The 16,343-nt window shown below is 56.3% G+C and carries 14 protein-coding genes; 4 read left to right on the forward strand and 10 right to left on the reverse strand.

The window, feature by feature from the left end:
- Positions 1 to 2: 2 nt before the first annotated feature.
- Entirely contained in the window at positions 3 to 1,373 is a 1,371-nt protein-coding gene (locus B5F38_RS09340; RefSeq protein ID WP_143240959.1) for a SusF/SusE family outer membrane protein, read from the forward strand.
- A gap of 117 nt (positions 1,374 to 1,490) precedes the next feature.
- Here the strand turns inward: B5F38_RS09340 and B5F38_RS09345 are convergent, their stop codons facing one another.
- From B5F38_RS09345 to B5F38_RS09370, 6 genes are all read right to left on the reverse strand, one after another.
- Positions 1,491 to 3,344 (reverse strand): T9SS type A sorting domain-containing protein, encoded by a 1,854-nt coding sequence (locus B5F38_RS09345; RefSeq protein WP_087409022.1) that lies wholly within the window; start codon positions 3,342 to 3,344, stop codon positions 1,491 to 1,493.
- Between the two features lie 135 nt (positions 3,345 to 3,479).
- A complete protein-coding gene (locus B5F38_RS09350; RefSeq protein ID WP_087409023.1) occupies positions 3,480 to 4,823 on the reverse strand; it encodes a glucose-6-phosphate isomerase in 1,344 nt (447 codons plus the stop codon).
- A gap of 21 nt (positions 4,824 to 4,844) precedes the next feature.
- A complete protein-coding gene (locus tag B5F38_RS09355; protein ID WP_087409024.1) occupies positions 4,845 to 5,843 on the reverse strand; it encodes an NAD(P)H-dependent glycerol-3-phosphate dehydrogenase in 999 nt (332 codons plus the stop codon).
- 26 nt (positions 5,844 to 5,869) lie between these two features.
- Complete coding sequence (gene lysS, locus B5F38_RS09360; protein WP_087409025.1) at positions 5,870 to 7,603, reverse strand: lysine--tRNA ligase; 1,734 nt, start codon at positions 7,601 to 7,603, stop codon at positions 5,870 to 5,872.
- Between the two features lie 90 nt (positions 7,604 to 7,693).
- Positions 7,694 to 8,167 carry a hypothetical protein gene (locus B5F38_RS09365; RefSeq protein ID WP_087409026.1) on the reverse strand — a complete coding sequence of 158 codons (474 nt, stop codon included), beginning with the start codon at positions 8,165 to 8,167 and terminating at the stop codon, positions 7,694 to 7,696.
- A gap of 350 nt (positions 8,168 to 8,517) precedes the next feature.
- Positions 8,518 to 9,174 carry a DUF1349 domain-containing protein gene (locus B5F38_RS09370; protein ID WP_087409027.1) on the reverse strand — a complete coding sequence of 219 codons (657 nt, stop codon included), beginning with the start codon at positions 9,172 to 9,174 and terminating at the stop codon, positions 8,518 to 8,520.
- Between the two features lie 104 nt (positions 9,175 to 9,278).
- On the opposite strand from B5F38_RS09370, the gene B5F38_RS09375 reads away from it, so the two are divergent.
- Complete coding sequence (locus B5F38_RS09375) at positions 9,279 to 10,034, forward strand: LuxR C-terminal-related transcriptional regulator (protein ID WP_087409028.1); 756 nt, start codon at positions 9,279 to 9,281, stop codon at positions 10,032 to 10,034.
- Between the two features lie 60 nt (positions 10,035 to 10,094).
- Here B5F38_RS09375 and B5F38_RS09380 read toward each other — a convergent pair whose 3' ends face one another.
- Complete coding sequence (locus tag B5F38_RS09380; RefSeq protein WP_087409029.1) at positions 10,095 to 11,015, reverse strand: cation diffusion facilitator family transporter; 921 nt, start codon at positions 11,013 to 11,015, stop codon at positions 10,095 to 10,097.
- Between the two features lie 190 nt (positions 11,016 to 11,205).
- Here B5F38_RS09380 and B5F38_RS09385 point away from each other — a divergent pair, with 190 nt between their 5' ends.
- Complete coding sequence (locus B5F38_RS09385) at positions 11,206 to 11,793, forward strand: YqgE/AlgH family protein (protein ID WP_158096865.1); 588 nt, start codon at positions 11,206 to 11,208, stop codon at positions 11,791 to 11,793.
- Here the strand turns inward: B5F38_RS09385 and B5F38_RS09390 are convergent.
- Genes B5F38_RS09390 through recR form a run of 3 tightly spaced genes read right to left on the reverse strand, consistent with a single transcriptional unit; the run spans position 11,790 to position 14,179 of the window.
- Positions 11,790 to 12,326 carry a GNAT family N-acetyltransferase gene (locus B5F38_RS09390; RefSeq protein ID WP_087409031.1) on the reverse strand — a complete coding sequence of 179 codons (537 nt, stop codon included), beginning with the start codon at positions 12,324 to 12,326 and terminating at the stop codon, positions 11,790 to 11,792. The genes B5F38_RS09385 and B5F38_RS09390 overlap by 4 nt on opposite strands.
- On the reverse strand, positions 12,323 to 13,495 hold the full coding sequence (locus B5F38_RS09395; protein ID WP_087409032.1) for a glycosyltransferase family 2 protein: 1,173 nt from the start codon (positions 13,493 to 13,495) through the stop codon (positions 12,323 to 12,325). Before B5F38_RS09395 ends, B5F38_RS09390 begins: the two co-directional genes overlap by 4 nt.
- Positions 13,496 to 13,555: 60 nt before the next feature.
- On the reverse strand, positions 13,556 to 14,179 hold the full coding sequence (gene recR, locus B5F38_RS09400) for a recombination mediator RecR (RefSeq protein ID WP_087409033.1): 624 nt from the start codon (positions 14,177 to 14,179) through the stop codon (positions 13,556 to 13,558).
- Between the two features lie 1,412 nt (positions 14,180 to 15,591).
- On the opposite strand from recR, the gene B5F38_RS14285 reads away from it, so the two are divergent.
- Positions 15,592 to 16,343, forward strand: a 752-nt coding sequence (locus tag B5F38_RS14285; RefSeq protein ID WP_143240960.1) for a leucine-rich repeat domain-containing protein, incomplete at its 3' end; no start/stop codon positions are given.

Genomic DNA, 16,343 nt, shown 5'->3' on the forward strand with positions numbered 1-16,343 from the left:
TTATGGGAAAAGCAGGTAAATATATAGTTGCTTTTGCCTTGCTGTGGGGCATGTTTCCGGCAGCAGGCGCCGAATGGAAACTCGTGGGCGATACGGCCGAGCTGAAGAGTCCGGTGGTATTCTCGCCGGTGAGCGACAACGCCAATCGGTTTGAGTATGTAGGGCCTATGGTCGAAGATCTCTTCAAGGTAACCGACGGTACTACCCAGTATATTCAGGAGTGTGGCAGCAACAACCCTCTGGGCGACTCCATACCCCTGCACGAGGCCGACCCCGACGAGCGGGGCATGAGCATCCGCTATGCCGACAAGACCGATGTATACCGGCTCACCCTTACCGTCGACGGTGAGGAGAAGAGTCTGAAAGCCGAGCGGATAGAGTTGCCGAAGAATCTCTACATCATCGGCGGCCCGTTCAACCGCGAGATTCAGTTCTGGAAATTCCAGGATGCCAAGCAACTCGTTCCCGATACGCAGTATCCCTATATATTCTACTACAAAGGGGTGATGCGCTACAACGACGAGGGCGACGAGTGTGGCAGCTTCATGTTCATACCGCACTTGACATGGGACGACAAGTATCACCCGGCGCTCACGGGCGACTGCCCGATTGCCGACAAGATAGGTCAACCGCTCGACATGCGGCTGAATGGCGAGGATAACAAATGGAGCATCGCCTCGGACCGCAGCGGCGACGGCTACTACGAAATCAAGGTCGATCTGCTCCACATGACCATGACGGTCGAGAAGTTCGAACCCGACCTGATCGAGGATCCCTTCCCCCTCTCGGTATTTGCCGCAGGTGCCGCCATGCCCTGTGGGTGGGACAACTCGCACCCGATGGTGCTCGACCCCATTGCCGACGGTGTATACCGCTGGCAGGGCGAGGTGCAGGGCGGCGATTTCAAATTCCTGCGCCGGCGGGGTACCTGGGAACGCTGCTATGTGGCCACGACCCGCGACGAGCCGGTTCACCCCGGTGAGGAGCACGACGTAGTCTATGAGTACAACTCGTTTGTCGAGGGCAACGACTACAAGTTTACCGTGGCTGCCACCGACCCGTGTATCATCACGCTCGACCTCAATCGGATGAAGATGCGCGTCGATACCGAGGAGACCATCGGGGGCAGCGGCATCGCTCCCGTCGAGGAGTTGGGCGGCCTCACCTGGTATGCGTGGAATCATACGCTGTCGCTGCACACCACGACTGCAGTGGCTTTGCAGACCCATATATTTGCCCTTGACGGGCGACTGGTTGCCCAGCGCAATTTTGTCGGGAGTACCGATATAACCTTGGCGCGTGGTTGTTATGTGGTCGTGTTGCGCGACGAAAAAGGATTGAATTATGCTAATCTTAAAGTGCTGGTACGCTAATCTGTGCGACCTGTAAACGAGAGGGGCACTGCACGATACAACGGTATCGGTCGGTGCCCCTTCGATTTTTCTGTCAGGTATGTGTCTATCTGTGTGTAGAATTGGCCGGCCGGCGGGTTACGGTACCACCACCTTGAGGGTGTGGTTGCCGCAGCGCAGCAGGTAGAGGCCGGGTTGCAGGTCGAGGGTATTGTCGCCTTCGAGGCCCGGCTGTTGCCGTACCAGTTGCCCTTGCAGGTTATAGACCGTCAAGGGGCACGAGGCTTGCAGGCGTACGACGAGGCCGCCGGGACGGGTCATCACCTTCACCCCGGCGGGGTCGCTTTCGAGATTCTCGACACTGGCCGGGAGGGGAACCTCGGTCAGCGCGGTCCACGACGACTGGTAGAGCTTGCCGTCCGATTCGGCATAGGCACTCATGCGGAAGGCGAAGCGGTCGCCCCACGCCTGGGGCAGGTCGGTGAAGGTATAGCTGTTGATGCGTCGTCCCTCGACGAGCCGGTAGTCGTAGTTGTAGCTGAAGCTGTCGCCCGTGGAGAGGTTCTGGGTGAGGGTGAGTTCGTCGAGATACATCTCTTGCGTATAGTCTCTCTGTCGGAAGTAGATTTCGAGACTGGTCGTCGGGCTGCTGTGGTCGAAGGTAATCGTGACCTCGTTGTAGCCGGGGTGGGAGAGTGTGACGCTCTTTTTCTCGGCATTCCCCGTCTGGTAGTAGTTGTTGAAGTCGACCTGGTCGCCCATGGCTCCGTAGATGCGGGCCTTGGCTGTGTATCCGCCGGTGTTGCTCATGGCGATGGTGGGGGTGGAGATGCTGATACCGCCGAGCATGCCGCCGGTCCAGCAGCCGTAGAAGGCCGACCAGTCGGGCACGGTGGTGTAGTCATCGTAGTTGGTGCCGCCCATGTCGTCGACCGGTAGCTCTACGGTGCCGCCGGTGAAGGCGTCGAAGTTCTCATAGAGAACCGTCTGTCCCGGCTCGTCGCGTTGGGCCGTGTGGGTATAGATGTTGTAGAGCACGTAGCCGTCGGCCCCGATTACGGTGCTCCAGTTGGCGGTGTACTGCCCGCCGTGCACTTCGGTAAAGTCGTTGAGGCGGGGTGTTTCGAGGGAGCCGGCAAAGCCGAAGACATCGACGATGTTCGACTCGGCCGAGCGTTCGTTGCCCTGGATGCTCTGTACCGTATAGAAGTAGTCGGTATCGGGTTGCAGACCGCTTACGGGGACCGAAGTGTTTGTGGTCTCCAACCCTTCTATCAGATAGTCGCGTGTCTTGACCATTCCGCCGTAGGTGATGGCGATGTCGTCGATGGCGGTGGGGCTGTTCATGTCGGGAGCCTCGTCGGTGTAGGTGATTTTGAACCGGATGCACCCCACGGGAATTTCGCGGCTATACTCCACGATGCCGCCAGCCGGGTAGTAGATGGTCGAGGTTTCGCCCAGCAGGCTCCACTGGTTGCCGTCGTAACCGTAGGCAGCTACGGTGCCGTTGCCGTTGGCATTCTTGACCCAGAACGAAAACCGTGAAGCGGGAGCCGGCAGGATGGGGGTGACTATCGAGTCGCGCTCGGAATCGAAGGCGAGGGCTATCGTGCCCGAGTGTACCGAGGTGGTGTCGGTGGCGACCGTCGTGGTGTAGAGCTGGCGCACCGAGCCGCCGGTTACGTCGAGGCTCCACCCCTCGGGCAGGGTCGACCGGTCGAAGTCGATGTATTTGTTGCGCTTCGATCCCAGCGTGGTGGGGACCAGCCCCTCGAAACTTTCGGTAATCGAGGTCTCGGGGGTACCCGAATCGGCCATTGTGTAGGCAAAAACATTCAGTTGATAGCCCGATGCCGCTTCGACGGGCTGCCAGTTGGCTGTGAACGAGGTGGTGGTCACATCGGTAGCCGGGAGAGCGACGGGAGATTCGATGGCGGCTTGTGTCGCTTGCAGGCCATAAAGCGCCCACAGAAGAGCAATCAGTTTTTTCATAGCTCGAACGAATAAAGTTTACCCCGTAAAGATAGGTAAATATATGGAAAAATGTTACTGAAAAGCTATATAAAGTAAAAGCCCGCCGAAAATCGGCAGGCTTTTGCTTTATAATTGTCACCAGAAGTGCGATGGTCAGATGCGAGCCTGGATGGCTTTGCTCTCCTCTTCGTAGCCGGGTTTGTTGAGCAGGGCGAACATGTTGCGCTTGTAAGCCTCTACGCCCGGTTGGTTGAAGGGGTTCACGCCCAAGATGTAGCCGCTGATACCGCAAGCCTTCTCGAAGAAGTAGATGAGTTGGCCCAGATAGGTTTCGGTGAGTTCGGGAACCACGATTTTGAGGTTGGGCACACCGCCGTCGACGTGGGCGATTTGCGTACCGAGCTCGGCCATCTTGTTCACCTCGTCTACGCGTTTGCCAGCCAGATAGTTGAGGCCGTCGAGGTTCTCCTGGTCCGAGGGGATGGTAACCGTGTGCTTCATCTGGGCTACCGAGAGCACGGTCTCGAAGATGATGCGTTCGCCCTCCTGAATCCATTGACCCATCGAGTGCAGGTCGGTCGTGAAGTCGACCGAAGCGGGGAAGATGCCCAGGTGGTCCTTACCTTCGCTCTCGCCGTAGAGTTGTTTCCACCACTCGGCAAAGTAGTGCAGTTTGGGGTTGAAGTTGACGAGAATCTCGACCTTCTTGCCGCTCTGGTAGAGGGCGTTGCGGGTAGCGGCATAGATGGCGGCGGGGTTCTGCTCGAAGGGAACCTCTTCGCCACAAGCCTTCTCCATGGCAACGGCACCGGCCACGAGGGCGCGGATGTCGAAGCCCGCGATGGCGATGGGCAGCAGACCTACGGGGGTGAGTACCGAGAAGCGGCCGCCTACGTTGTCGGCGATGACGAAAGTCTTGTAACCCTCGGTGTCGGCCAGTTTGCGCAGGGCACCCTTGTGGGCGTCGGTGATGGCCACGATGCGGTGCTTGGCCTCCTCTTTGCCCACTTGAGCCTCGAGTTGCTCCTTGAGCAGACGGAAGGCGATGGCCGGCTCGGTAGTCGTTCCCGATTTGGAGATAACGACGATGCCGAACGATTTCCCCTTCAGCAAGGTTTGCAGTTCATACAGGTAGTCCTCGCCGATGTTCTGTCCGGCAAAGAGGACAATGGGGTTTTTATGTTCGTGGTGCAGGAACTCGAAGGTATCCGAGAGGGCCTCGATTACGGCTTTGGCACCCAGGTAGCTGCCGCCGATACCGATAACGACTACGATGTCGCAGCGCTCTTTCATCTGTTGGGCTGTGGCTTCGAGGTCGGCCAGATGGGCTTCGGTTATTTCGGAGGGCAGGTGCAGCCAACCCAGAAAGTCGTTACCCTTGCCGGTACCTTTGTGAAGCATTTCGATGCCGTTTGCAGCTTTGTCTTGCAAAGCGAAGACGTCGCTCTTGGATACGGTTCCTAAAGCTTTTTCGATGTTCAATTCGATTGATTTCATAGCTTTGACTCTATTTGTTGATTATAGAAATGTATCGTAAATATTTTCGATGGCATGCCGGGGCAATACCTTTTTGTATAGTATATCATAAACGCATTGCAGGATAGGCATGTTCACGTGGTAGCGCTCGTTTATCTCGTAGATGCACTTGGTGCCGTAGTATCCCTCGGCAATCATCTCCATCTCCATCTTGGCGGCGTTGACCGAATAACCGCGCCCGATCATGGAGCCGAAATTGTGGTTGCGGCTGAAGCGGGAGTAGGCGGTCACCAGCAGGTCGCCCAGGTACACCGAGTCGCTGATGTTTCGATGTTCGCAGGGCGATACGGCCCGCAAGAAGCGGTTCATCTCGTTGAGGGCGTTGGAGACAAGCATGGCCTGGAAGTTGTCGCCGCTCTTCATGCCGTGGCAGATGCCGGCGGCAATGGCGTAGACGTTTTTCAGCACGGCCGAGTATTCGATGCCTCTGACGTCGGTCGAGACGATGGTTTTCAGTTTGGCTCCGTTGAGGGCGTTGGCCAGCGCATGGGCCCGCTCCAGGTCGTTGCATCCCACGGTGAGGTAGGAGAGTCGTTCGAGGGCCACCTCCTCGGCGTGGCAGGGGCCGCCGATGACGGCCAACTGCGATTCGGGCACGTGATAGAAGGTTTGCAGATACTCGGTGACAATCATGTTCTCGTCGGGTACGATGCCCTTGATGGCCGTCACTACGAATTTGCCGCTGATGTCGGTGTCCAGCTTCTTGAGGTGGGCCTTCATGTAGGGCGAGGGCGTCACCAGTATCAGGGTGTCGGCCGCTTCGGCAATTTCGTTGATGTCGGAGCTGAAGTGGATGCGCGAGGTGTCGAAGGCGACATCCGACAGGTACACCGGGTTGTGGCCGGTTTGCTTGAAATCGGCAATACGGTCGTCGCGCCGCATGTACCACAGGATGCTGTCGGCATTGTTCAGCGTCAGCTTGGCCAGCGCCGTAGCCCAACTGCCGCCCCCCATGATCGCTATTTTACCGGGAATGGTCATGTGATAGGATAGGGCTTTTTGGAGGATTATTTATTTGCGTTTTCTACCCAATTTTTTACGTCGTCGACCGTGGGGTTAGCCAGGTCGAGTTTATATTTCTTGTTGATGCCGCAAATCTCCTGGTGCATCTTGTTGGGGTTGGCCTCGGCCAGGTCGGCTACGGTGAGGTAGCCGGCTTTCTGGATGGGGGCTACCCATTGAGCCGGTACACCTATGGCAGTATAGGCGGCCTCTTTGTCGCGTTTCTGTACCTTCTCGGGACGCATCTGCGGGAAGAAGAGCACCTCTTGTATGGTGGTCTGGCCGGTCATCAGCATCACGAGGCGGTCCATGCCGATACCCATGCCCGACGTGGGGGGCATGCCGTATTCGAGGGCGCGGATGAAGTCGTTGTCGATAAACATGGCCTCGTCGTCACCTTTCTCCGAGAGACGCAGCTGCTCTTCGAAGCGCAGGCGCTGGTCGATGGGGTCGTTCAGCTCGGAGTAGGCGTTGCACAGCTCCTTGCCGTTGACCATGAGCTCGAAGCGCTCGGTCAGCTCGGGGTTGTGGCGGTGACGCTTGGTGAGGGGCGACATCTCGATGGGATAGTCGGTGATGAAGGTAGGTTGTATGTAGTGGCCTTCGCATTTTTCGCCGAAGATTTCGTCGATGATCTTGCCCTTGCCCATGGTCTCGTCGATCTCTACGCCTATCTGCTTGCACACCTCGCGCAGTTGTGCTTCGTTCATGCCGCTGATGTCGATGCCGGTGTGCTCCTTGATGGCGTCGAGCATGGTGATGCGCTTGAAGGGCGGCTTGAAGCTGATGACGTTGTCGCCCACCTTGATCTGGTCGGTACCGTTCACGTCGATGCAAATCTTCTCGAGCATCTTCTCGGTGAAGTCCATCATCCAGTTATAGTCCTTGTACGAGACGTAAATCTCCATACAGGTAAACTCGGGGTTGTGGGTGCGGTCCATACCCTCGTTGCGGAAGTTCTTGGAGAACTCGTATACCCCCTCGAAGCCGCCCACGATGAGGCGTTTGAGGTAGAGCTCATCGGCAATGCGCAGGTAGAGCGGAATGTCGAGGGCGTTGTGGTGCGTGATGAAGGGCCGGGCGGCGGCACCGCCGGGAATCGATTGCAGAATAGGGGTCTCGACCTCCAGATAGCCGCGGGCGTTGAAATACTCGCGCATCGAGGTGTAGACCTTCGTACGTTTGATGAAAATATCTTTTACTCCCTCGTTTACTACCAGGTCGACGTAGCGCTGGCGGTAACGCAGTTCGGGGTCTTCGAACGAGTCGTAGGCCACGCCGTCTTTCATCTTGACGATAGGCAGCGGGCGCAGCGATTTGGAGAGTACCGTCAGTTCCTGGGCGTGTACGGTGATTTCGCCCGTCTGTGTGCGGAATACGAAACCGCGGATACCCACGAAGTCGCCAATATCGAGCAGCTTCTTGAATACCGTGTTGTACAGCTCCTTGTCTTCGCCGGGGCAAAGGTCGTCGCGCGAGATATATACCTGGATGCGGCCCACCGAGTCCTTCAACTCGATAAACGAGGCCTTGCCCATGATGCGGCGGCTCATGATGCGGCCGGCGATAGATACCTGACGGGGCTCTTCGGCACCGTCGACAAAATTATCTTTTATTTCCTGAGAGTAAGCATTTACCGGATATTCGGCTGCGGGATAGGGCTCGATGCCCATTTTGCGCAACTCGTCAAGACTGTTGCGGCGAATGATCTCTTGTTCGCTCAGATCGAGAATATTCATAGACGTAAGTTTGTAAATTTTCGCAAAAATACAAAACTTTAGGCGAAAACGTCTACGATTTGGCGTAAATTATTGTTATCGAACGGTCATTCAGGGCGTTGTCTCGTGCGGGGGCCTGGGGGTGTCGTCCGGCTTGTCGTCGTCCTCGTCGGGGGCGATGATGTCGCTCTTGCCCTTGAACCACTTGAAGATGTTGATGCGCAACCGGCTGCCGTGGGCCTCGAAGTAGTTGTTGAAACACGAGTTGATTTCGCAGCCGTAGACCACCAGCAGCACGATGGCCGGCAGCACCGGTATGCCGAAGGGGGTGCCGAATGCCTGGCCGAAGCTCGTGGCTACCAGTATCCAGCAGATGTAGTCGATAATCTTGTTGATGCTGCGTCGCACGGCCCGGCTCTTGCGGATGACCTCGCCCCGGTGGCGGGCCGCATCGATGCCGAATTTCAGGTCGGCCAGCACCAGAGCCAGCGCCGCCAGCAGAAACCAGCGGATGGGGGAGACCAGGTCGGCCGCCCAAGCCAGATACGACGCTAGGGTGCCGTTGATTACGTTGCGTTCGTTCATGTCGGAATTTGCATTTAAGTGGTTCTGCTGCAAATTTCGGTCGTCCGCCCCGCCCCGCCGTGGCCTGTTGATAAAAAGAGGGAGTCACCCCGTTGCGAGGATACCCCCGCACCCGATGCGCACCGTGTCACCCCGCACGGCGATGCGGGGTCCAGGCAAGTGTCACAAAGGAAAATGTATTTTGCGGGTAATTTTGCCGGTATCTCTGGATTCCGCGTCGTGGCGCGGCATGACGAACGCCACCACGTTGTGGCGCGGCATGCCGGCGGGGAAGGGACGGAGAAAGAAAATCCCGCGGGCTCGTCGGGGGTGAGGAGCTCGCGGGATTGGGACGTATAGCAACTTGTCCCTTATTGGGCACTGTTCTTTTTCAGCCATTCGAGGCGGCGCATGTCGGGCAGGTGTTTTACCTTGAAGTGCTCGAAGGTGGCGCGGAATCCGTCGCCGTCGGGGCTGGCACCCATCACGCCCACCTGAACGGGGGTGTTGTCTTGCAGCCAGGCGTTGCGCATGAGGGTGTACTCCTTGTCGTCGAACGAGTAGAACACCTCGACGGCATCGAGACGGCGCACGGCCTTGATCCAGATGTAGGGCACGGCCTTGTCGAGGGTGATGACGCTCCAGTCGGAGGTGTGGTGGGTAACCACGGTGCTGAGGTTGAATTTGCCGTCGACGAACTCGATGCCGGCCTTGATGTAGTTTTCGTGGTCGATGCGCAGCATGATGCCGGCCTGGTCGAATCGGGTCTTGTAGTCGCCGGTGACTTTGACCTTGACCTCGAACTCACCGCCGTAGGTGGCGTAGTAGAAGGGGGCATCGTCGACGGTGAAGCCGTAGTGCGAGATGCGCCAGTAGTCGGTCTTGGGGGTTACAAACATGGAGAGGGTGTTGTCTTTGATTTCCCATTGTTCGGGTTCGTTGAACCATTGCATTTTTTCTAACGATTGGGCCATGCCCGTGGCGGCTGCCAGCAGCACGGCAAGGGTTAACAGAATTGAGCGTTTCATTTGTATATGTCTATAAGTAGTAAATAACCATTACTTTTTTTATATTTGCAAATGTATAGAGCTGAAATAGAATATACAATGATTATAAATAACCATTTTCTATCGTGGATATAGTCGGTAAACTTAACAGTCTGTTTCTGAAGCAGGACAGTGCCAAGGGGCGCCGTTACCTCGACGAGCTGGAGCGCTACAAGAGGGTGGCTCGCAGCTACAGCCTGCTGGAGGGTACGGTGTCGGTTTTGAGCGACATGCACGCCAACGTGAGCTACCTCTATTATGGCGGATTCGCCAGGACGCTCAATCTGAAGCGCCCCGGCACCGAAGAGTCGATAGCCTCGATTTGGGAGGAGAACATATTGGGGTTGATCCCTCGCGAGGACTTGTATGACAAGTATTTGCAGGAGTTGCGTTTCTTCAACTTCGTGAAGCGCCTGCCCAGGGAGAGGCGCCAGCACTACTGCCTGGTGAGCAAGTTGCGCATGCGGTCGCCCTCGGGCGATTGTCTGTGGGTGTGCCACCGCATGTTTTATGTGTCCGACCCGTTCAACAACTCGCTGTGGCTGGCGTTGTGCCTGTATGGTCCGCTGTCGTTCGACTGGCCGGGCGGGGGCCATCTGGTCGATACGGTCACGGGGGCCGTGGTCGAGCTGGGGGCGCGCGGCGAGTCCAAGATTTTGTCCGACCGCGAGATTCAGGTACTTCGGCTGATTGACAAGGGGTTGATAAGTAAGCAGATAGCCGATACACTCTCAATCAGTGTCCATACCGTGAGCCGGCATCGGCAGGAGATTCTGGCCAAGTTGCAGGTGCGCAACTCGATCGAGGCGTGCCGCGTGGCCAAGGACCTGGGGTTGCTCTGACCGTGTGGCGTGTGGCGGCTGTGTGCCTCCCCGCTTGCGGTGGTAACCACAGGGGGCTGCTCAGGCTTTAGGCTGGTAGGGCTCGATGTGCACGTTTACCTGGGTGTGTTTGCCAAAGGCGGCCTTGAGGTTGTTCTCTACGTGGGTGGCGATGTCGTGAGCCTCGACAATCGACGAACGGGCATCGACCTTGATGTGCATGTCGATGATGAAGGCGTTGCCGTTCTTGCGGGTGCGCAGGTGGTGGAAGGTGATGACCCCGGGGGTCGCCTGTATCTTCTGCTCGATGTTTTGCTCGATCTCCTGGGGAAGCGACATTTCGAGCAGCTCCTGTATGCTGGGACGGGCCAGCTTGTAGGCCACGCCAATGATGAATATGCCCACGATAACCGAGGTGATGGGGTCGAGTATGCGCCAGCGTTCGCCCAGGAACATGGCGCCCGAGATGCCGATGAGGGTACCTATCGACGAAAAGGCGTCGGACCGGTGGTGCCAGCCGTTGGCAATGACGGCCGGGCTCTCGATTTTGCGCCCGATGATGATGGTATACCAGTAGAGCCCCTCTTTCACCACAATCGATACGGCGGCCATGATGAGGGCCAGGTAGGTGGGCCGCTCGATGGTGCGCCCGTTGAGCACCTCGTATATCTTCACGCTGCCCGAGTAGAAGATGCCGATGGCTACGATGAAGAGGGCAAAGCTGATGAGCATGGTGGCAAAGGTCTCGAATTTGCCGTGTCCGTAGGGGTGGCCGCTGTCTTCGTTCTTGGACGAGATTTTGATGAAGATGATGACGATAAAGTCGGTCACAAAGTCGGATAGCGAGTGGATACCGTCGGCAACCATGGCGCTGCTTCGGCCCACTACGCCGGCCACGATTTTGGCAGCCGAGAGGATGAGGTTGGTAAAGAATCCCACCCAGGTGACCCGGGCCGCTTTTTTCTCCCGGTCGATGTCGCTTATTTGTTCGGTCTCGTTCATTGCAAAGTGAGATAAAAACAGTGCAAATATAGAGTGTTTTGAGTTAGGTTATATCGTTTGGGGTAGCATAATCGTTAATTTATACCTGTTCTACATAGCGTTTTGTCCGATGAGGAGACGAAAATCGTCTCGGGTGTTTCAAATTCCGCCACTTTTTTGTAAGTTTGTAGAGATACAAACAGGAGGAGATATGCACATCGAGTCGTTACATATACGCCGACAGCTGATTGAGCCTCATCGGGGAGCTCTGCTGGTAGCCGAGCCCTTTCTCGACGAGGGGTGTTTCCGCCGGGCTGTCATCTGTCTGGCCGAATATTCCGAAAAGGGGGCCGTGGGATTCGTGCTCAACAGCCCTACACAATACCATTTGGACGAATTGCTCGAGGGGGTGGGACACATCCCTTCGATACCGGTCTATTGCGGTGGTCCGGTGGGTACCGACCACCTGTTTTTCCTGCACGACATCGCCTCGCTGCCCGGGGCGGTAGAGGTGGCGCCGGGGTTGTTTGCCAATGGCGATTTCGACATGCTGCTCGACTTCATGCGCAGCGACGAGAGTGTGTGCCGCCACGTGAAATTCCTCATCGGTTACAGCGGCTGGTCGCCCGGCCAGCTCGACGGCGAGCTGCGGCAAGAGTCGTGGGCGGTCACCACCATGCAGTCGGCAGCCAGTTGTCTGGCGGCGACCGACGATACTTTCTGGCGCGAGACGGTGCGCAGCATGGGCGAGGGGTATCTGTTGTGGCTCAACTCGCCGCAAGAGCCGTCGCTCAATTAGTCGTTTTCTGCGGGATTGATTTTCTGGAATACGAGGGCATCGGTATAGCCGTGAGGCAGCCGCACCCAGTCGGCCAGGTGGCCGCACTCCCTGAATCCGCAGGCGCGGAAGAGCCCCAGGCTGGCCGTGTTGCACACGGCAATATGCACATAGAGCTGGTGCAGATGCAGGAATCGGAAGGCATACTCCATGAAGGTCTCGAGCGCATCGCGGCCCAACCCCTGACGGGTGCAGGCCGGGTCGACGAGCAGTCCGATGGCGGCCCGCCGGTTGGAGGCGTCGTAGTCGAAGCAGTCGATGAGTCCCACCCGCTCGAGGCTGTCGCGCCGTACAATCATCAGTCGCAGCTGGTTGTCGCGGGCGATGTCGGCCGTGTAATTCTCAATATAGCATTTGAGCAGGTAGCGCGACAGCGGCGCTACGGTGCAGCCGTGCTGCCACAGCGTGGTATCGTTTTCCCAGCGGTAGAGGATGTCGAGGTCTTCGGGTTCGAGAGCCCGGAGGGCAATCTGTTTTCCAGTGAGGTAGTTCATGGCCGGGTATGGATTTCTTTGGGTGAGACAATGACTTGCGCTTGCGGGTTGTAGATGAGGAACCGGTTGCGGTCGTGGCAACCCTGTTGCACGATGTCGATAATCTGGCGGTAGGTGAGCAGCCCCGAGTCGAGCACGATGTAGCGCAGGGGCGACCCTTTGCGGGGGGCCGGCAGTTGTTGCATCGACTCTATGGCCGTGGCGCGGGGAGTGCCGGGTATGAGGCCGGCTACACGATCGGACTCACGGGAGAGGATATACCATTCGCCCCGTTCGCGCTTGTCGCCCTCGCCCTGCCGGCGGAAGGGACGGAGCACGATGCGGTGGGCGGCGGCCAGCATGGCCCGGAAGAAGATCGAGAACTTCACCGCCAGGTAGTACCCCTTGCTGTAATGCGGGTAGTGCTTCTCGAAGAAGATGAGCATCGCCTCGTAGAAGATGCGCACGTAGCGCAGGCTCCCCTTCTTGGTGCTCTCGCCTTTGTAGTGGATGATGGGCGTGGGCAGGTAGTAGTTGTGGTACCCCGCCAGTACCAGCCGGTAGGAGAGGTCGATGTCCTCGCCATACATGAAGAAGCTCTCGTCGAGCAGACCGCTCTTGTCGAGCGTGGCCCGGCGCATGAACATGAAGGCCCCCGACAGGATGTCGATTTGGTGACATTCGTCGGGCGAGAGGTATTTCAGGTGATAGCGGCCGAAGAGGCGCGAATGAGGAAAGAGGGCCGACAGTCCGAAAATCTTGCAGAACGAGACCCACGGCGTGGGGAATCCCCGTTTCGACTCGGGCAGGAAACGGCCGTTGCCGTCGAGCATCTTCACCCCCACACCGCCGGCATCGGGGTGCGAGTCCATGAACTGGCACACCTCGTGCAGCGTATCTTCGGCAACGACGGTATCGGGGTTGAGCAGCAGGACGTACTGTCCCGTAGCCAGCTCCATGGCCTGGTTGTTGGCCCGGGCGAATCCCACGTTTTCGGTATTGGCGATGAATCGCACCTCGGGGAACCGGGGGGCCAGGTAGTCGAGCGAGTCGTCCTGCGAGTGGTTGTCGACCACGAAGATTTCGGCCTCCATGGGGTGAGCCGTCAGGGCAGCCCGTACCGACCGGAGCGCCTGCTCCAGAAAGTATTTCACCCGGTAGTTGACGATGACGATGCTGATTTTTACCACAGAATGCGACTCCTCTATTTTATATAATGTATAACGATACCCCGCCCGAAATAGTGTGCGCTATCCCTTGAAACTTTCGCTGAAGAGCGTGCGGTTGAGAATGGAGCGGCCCAGTGTGATTTCGTCGGTATACTCCAGTTCGCCGCCCACCGAGACACCCCGGGCGATGATGGTGATTTTCACGTCGAAGGGAGCCAGTTTGCGGAAGATGTAGAAGTTGGTCGTGTCGCCCTCCATCGTGGCGCTCAAGGCCAGAATCACCTCCTTGATACCGCCGGCCGCCACACGGTCGACCAGGCTCTCGATTTCGAGGTCGGCCGGCCCGATGCCGTCCATGGGCGAGATGACCCCCCCCAGCACATGGTATAGCCCGTGGAACTGACGGGTATTTTCGACCACCATCACCTCCTTTACATTCTCGACCACGCATATCGTCGAGGCGTCGCGCGACGGGTCGCTGCAGATGGCGCAGGTGTCGGTGTCCGATATGTTGTGGCACACGTGGCAGTGCTTGATCTCCTTGCACAGCTTGATGATGGTATTCCCGAATTTCTCGGCCTCGCCCTCCTCCTGCCGCAGCAGGTAGAGCACCAGGCGCAGCGCCGTTTTGCGGCCGATGCCCGGCAGCTTGGCAAACTCGCTCACTGCATTTTCGAGCAGAACCGAAGAGTATTGTTGATCCATACGAATAGTTTCCCTTTCGCGGCTCCCGACGAGGTGCGGCACTTCCGCCCCTCCGCAAAGCCGTGGTGCAAAGATAGTGAAAGGTGAGAGCAGAAAGCCAAGTTTACTTGAGCTTTTTGCCGAACCGACTCCTATTTTCGCAGTATGCAAAGATAGTGAAAGTCGAAAGCAGAAAAACAAGCTCGCTTGATTTTTATGCTGAGACGCATCCTTTCTTCTGGAAAGATAGTGAAAGTCGAAAGCAGAAAAACAAGCTCGCTTGATTTTTATGCTGAGACGTATCCTTTCTTCTGAAAAGATAGTGAAAGGCGAGGGGAGAATAAAATATCGAAACTTGTTTCAGATATTTTTTATCCCGAGACGCATCCTGTCTTATGTAAAGATAGTGAAAGGTGAGGGGAAAAGGCAAACGGGAAAAGTTGTTTTTCAACTTTATCGATCCTTTCTACTGGACCCCGCGTCGCAGCGCGGGGTGACGCGCTGTCATACCGCACCCCGATGCGGTATCCAGAAAAAGCTCGAGCAGGAGTGTCCGCCAGATACATTCCTTTTACGTCCCTCTCTGGCCCCGCGTCGCAGCGCGGGGTGACGCTCTCGGTCATACCGCACCCCGATGCGGTATCCAGGAAAAGCTCGGGCAGGAGAGCCCGCCAAATCCATTCCTTTTACGTTCCTCTCTGGCCCCGCGTCGCAGCGCGGGGTGACGTGCAGGTCATACCGCACCCTGATGCGGTATCCAGGAAAAGCTCGGGCAGGAGAGCCCGCAAAATACATTCCCTTTTACGTTCCTCTCTGGCCCCGCGTCGCAGCGCGGGGTGACGCCCTCGGTCATACCGCACCCCGATGCGGTATCCAGGAAAAGATCAGGCAGGAGAGTCCGCCAAATCCATTCCTTTTACGTCCCACTCTGGACCCCGCGTCGCAGCGCGGGGTGACGTGCAGGTCATACCGCACCCTGATGCGGTATCCACCCGATAAGCAGTGCGGGGGGCTAAGAAATAACGTGCGGAAATTTATCTATAATTGAGCGTTTTATCACAACTTTTTACTATTTTTGTTCCACGAAAATAGGATGCGGTTCGGCATAGTTAAAAATGAAAACTTCGTTTTCTTTTTGTCTCTGCTCTCACCTTTCACTATTTTTGCAGTGATAGAATATTATCTATCCAAGACATGTTAGAATAAGAAGAAGCGTTATGCTCATCTTGTGATTTGGAAACGTAGGAAACTTTCAAATTTAGCACAAGGATAGCATAGTGGTTCTCACGCTATAGCGTGGGCTGCTATTACCACATCCGTGCTAAAGGTTTTTCCTACGACCTCCAAATCAGAAGTGGTAGTATTGCAGTTCCACGCTTCGTGTTAAAGTATCATGGCACTTGAGGGACTGAAGTGCCATAAATGTCATTTCAATGAAACGATTTTACATGTTGTTGCTATTCGTTGTAGTAGCCATGAACTGTCTTTATGCCAGTGTACACACCGGTAGTTGTGGTCCCAATGTCACCTACTCCCTCGACACAGAGACTCGTGTACTCACCATATCCGGCACGGGAGCGATGAAGGATTACAGTAAATCTGGTGCTCCATGGTATAGCAGAAATAATTCATATATCGAAAGAGTAGTGATAGAAGACGGCGTTACAACAATCGGAGATTACTCTTTCGAATGGTGCTATAGGCTCTCTTCCGTCTCTATCCCCAATTCAGTCACAAGCATCGGTGAGCATGCTTTCGAGAATTGCACGCTATACCTCTCCTCTGTCACCATTGGTAATTCAGTCACAAGCATCGGTGAGTATGCTTTCAATGGTTGCTCGAGACTCTCCTCCATCACTATTGGCAATTCTGTAAAGAGCATTGGATCCGCTGCTTTTGAAGACTGTTCTGCGCTTACGGCTGTGCACTATACAGGCGATGAGGCTGGATGGTGTGAAATTAGGTTTGACGACTATGAAGCCAACCCGCTGTATTACGCCCATAACCTATATATCGACAACACCTTGGTTACGGATTTAGTCATACCCGAAAGCGTAACCGAAATCAAGGATTATGCTTTCAGTGGCTGCTCTGTAACACAAGTTACTATTGGTAATTCTGTCACAAGTATCGGAGATTATGCTTTCTGTAAGTGTAGTGGACTCTCCTCCGTTACTATTGGCAA

The sequence above is a fragment of the Barnesiella sp. An22 genome, from assembly GCF_002159975.1.
GTDB classification, from domain to species: Bacteria; Bacteroidota; Bacteroidia; order Bacteroidales; family Barnesiellaceae; genus Barnesiella; species Barnesiella merdigallinarum.

Coding starts and splice junctions, on each gene's coding strand:
- B5F38_RS09340 (WP_143240959.1), top strand. CDS start 3: ATGGGAAAAGCAGGTAAATATATAGTTGCTTTTGCCTTGCTGTGGGGC.
- B5F38_RS09345 (WP_087409022.1), bottom strand. CDS start 3,344: ATGAAAAAACTGATTGCTCTTCTGTGGGCGCTTTATGGCCTGCAAGCG.
- B5F38_RS09350 (WP_087409023.1), bottom strand. CDS start 4,823: ATGAAATCAATCGAATTGAACATCGAAAAAGCTTTAGGAACCGTATCC.
- B5F38_RS09355 (WP_087409024.1), bottom strand. CDS start 5,843: ATGACCATTCCCGGTAAAATAGCGATCATGGGGGGCGGCAGTTGGGCT.
- lysS (WP_087409025.1), bottom strand. CDS start 7,603: ATGAATATTCTCGATCTGAGCGAACAAGAGATCATTCGCCGCAACAGT.
- B5F38_RS09365 (WP_087409026.1), bottom strand. CDS start 8,167: ATGAACGAACGCAACGTAATCAACGGCACCCTAGCGTCGTATCTGGCT.
- B5F38_RS09370 (WP_087409027.1), bottom strand. CDS start 9,174: ATGAAACGCTCAATTCTGTTAACCCTTGCCGTGCTGCTGGCAGCCGCC.
- B5F38_RS09380 (WP_087409029.1), bottom strand. CDS start 11,015: ATGAACGAGACCGAACAAATAAGCGACATCGACCGGGAGAAAAAAGCG.
- B5F38_RS09385 (WP_158096865.1), top strand. CDS start 11,206: ATGCACATCGAGTCGTTACATATACGCCGACAGCTGATTGAGCCTCAT.
- B5F38_RS09390 (WP_087409031.1), bottom strand. CDS start 12,326: ATGAACTACCTCACTGGAAAACAGATTGCCCTCCGGGCTCTCGAACCC.
- recR (WP_087409033.1), bottom strand. CDS start 14,179: ATGGATCAACAATACTCTTCGGTTCTGCTCGAAAATGCAGTGAGCGAG.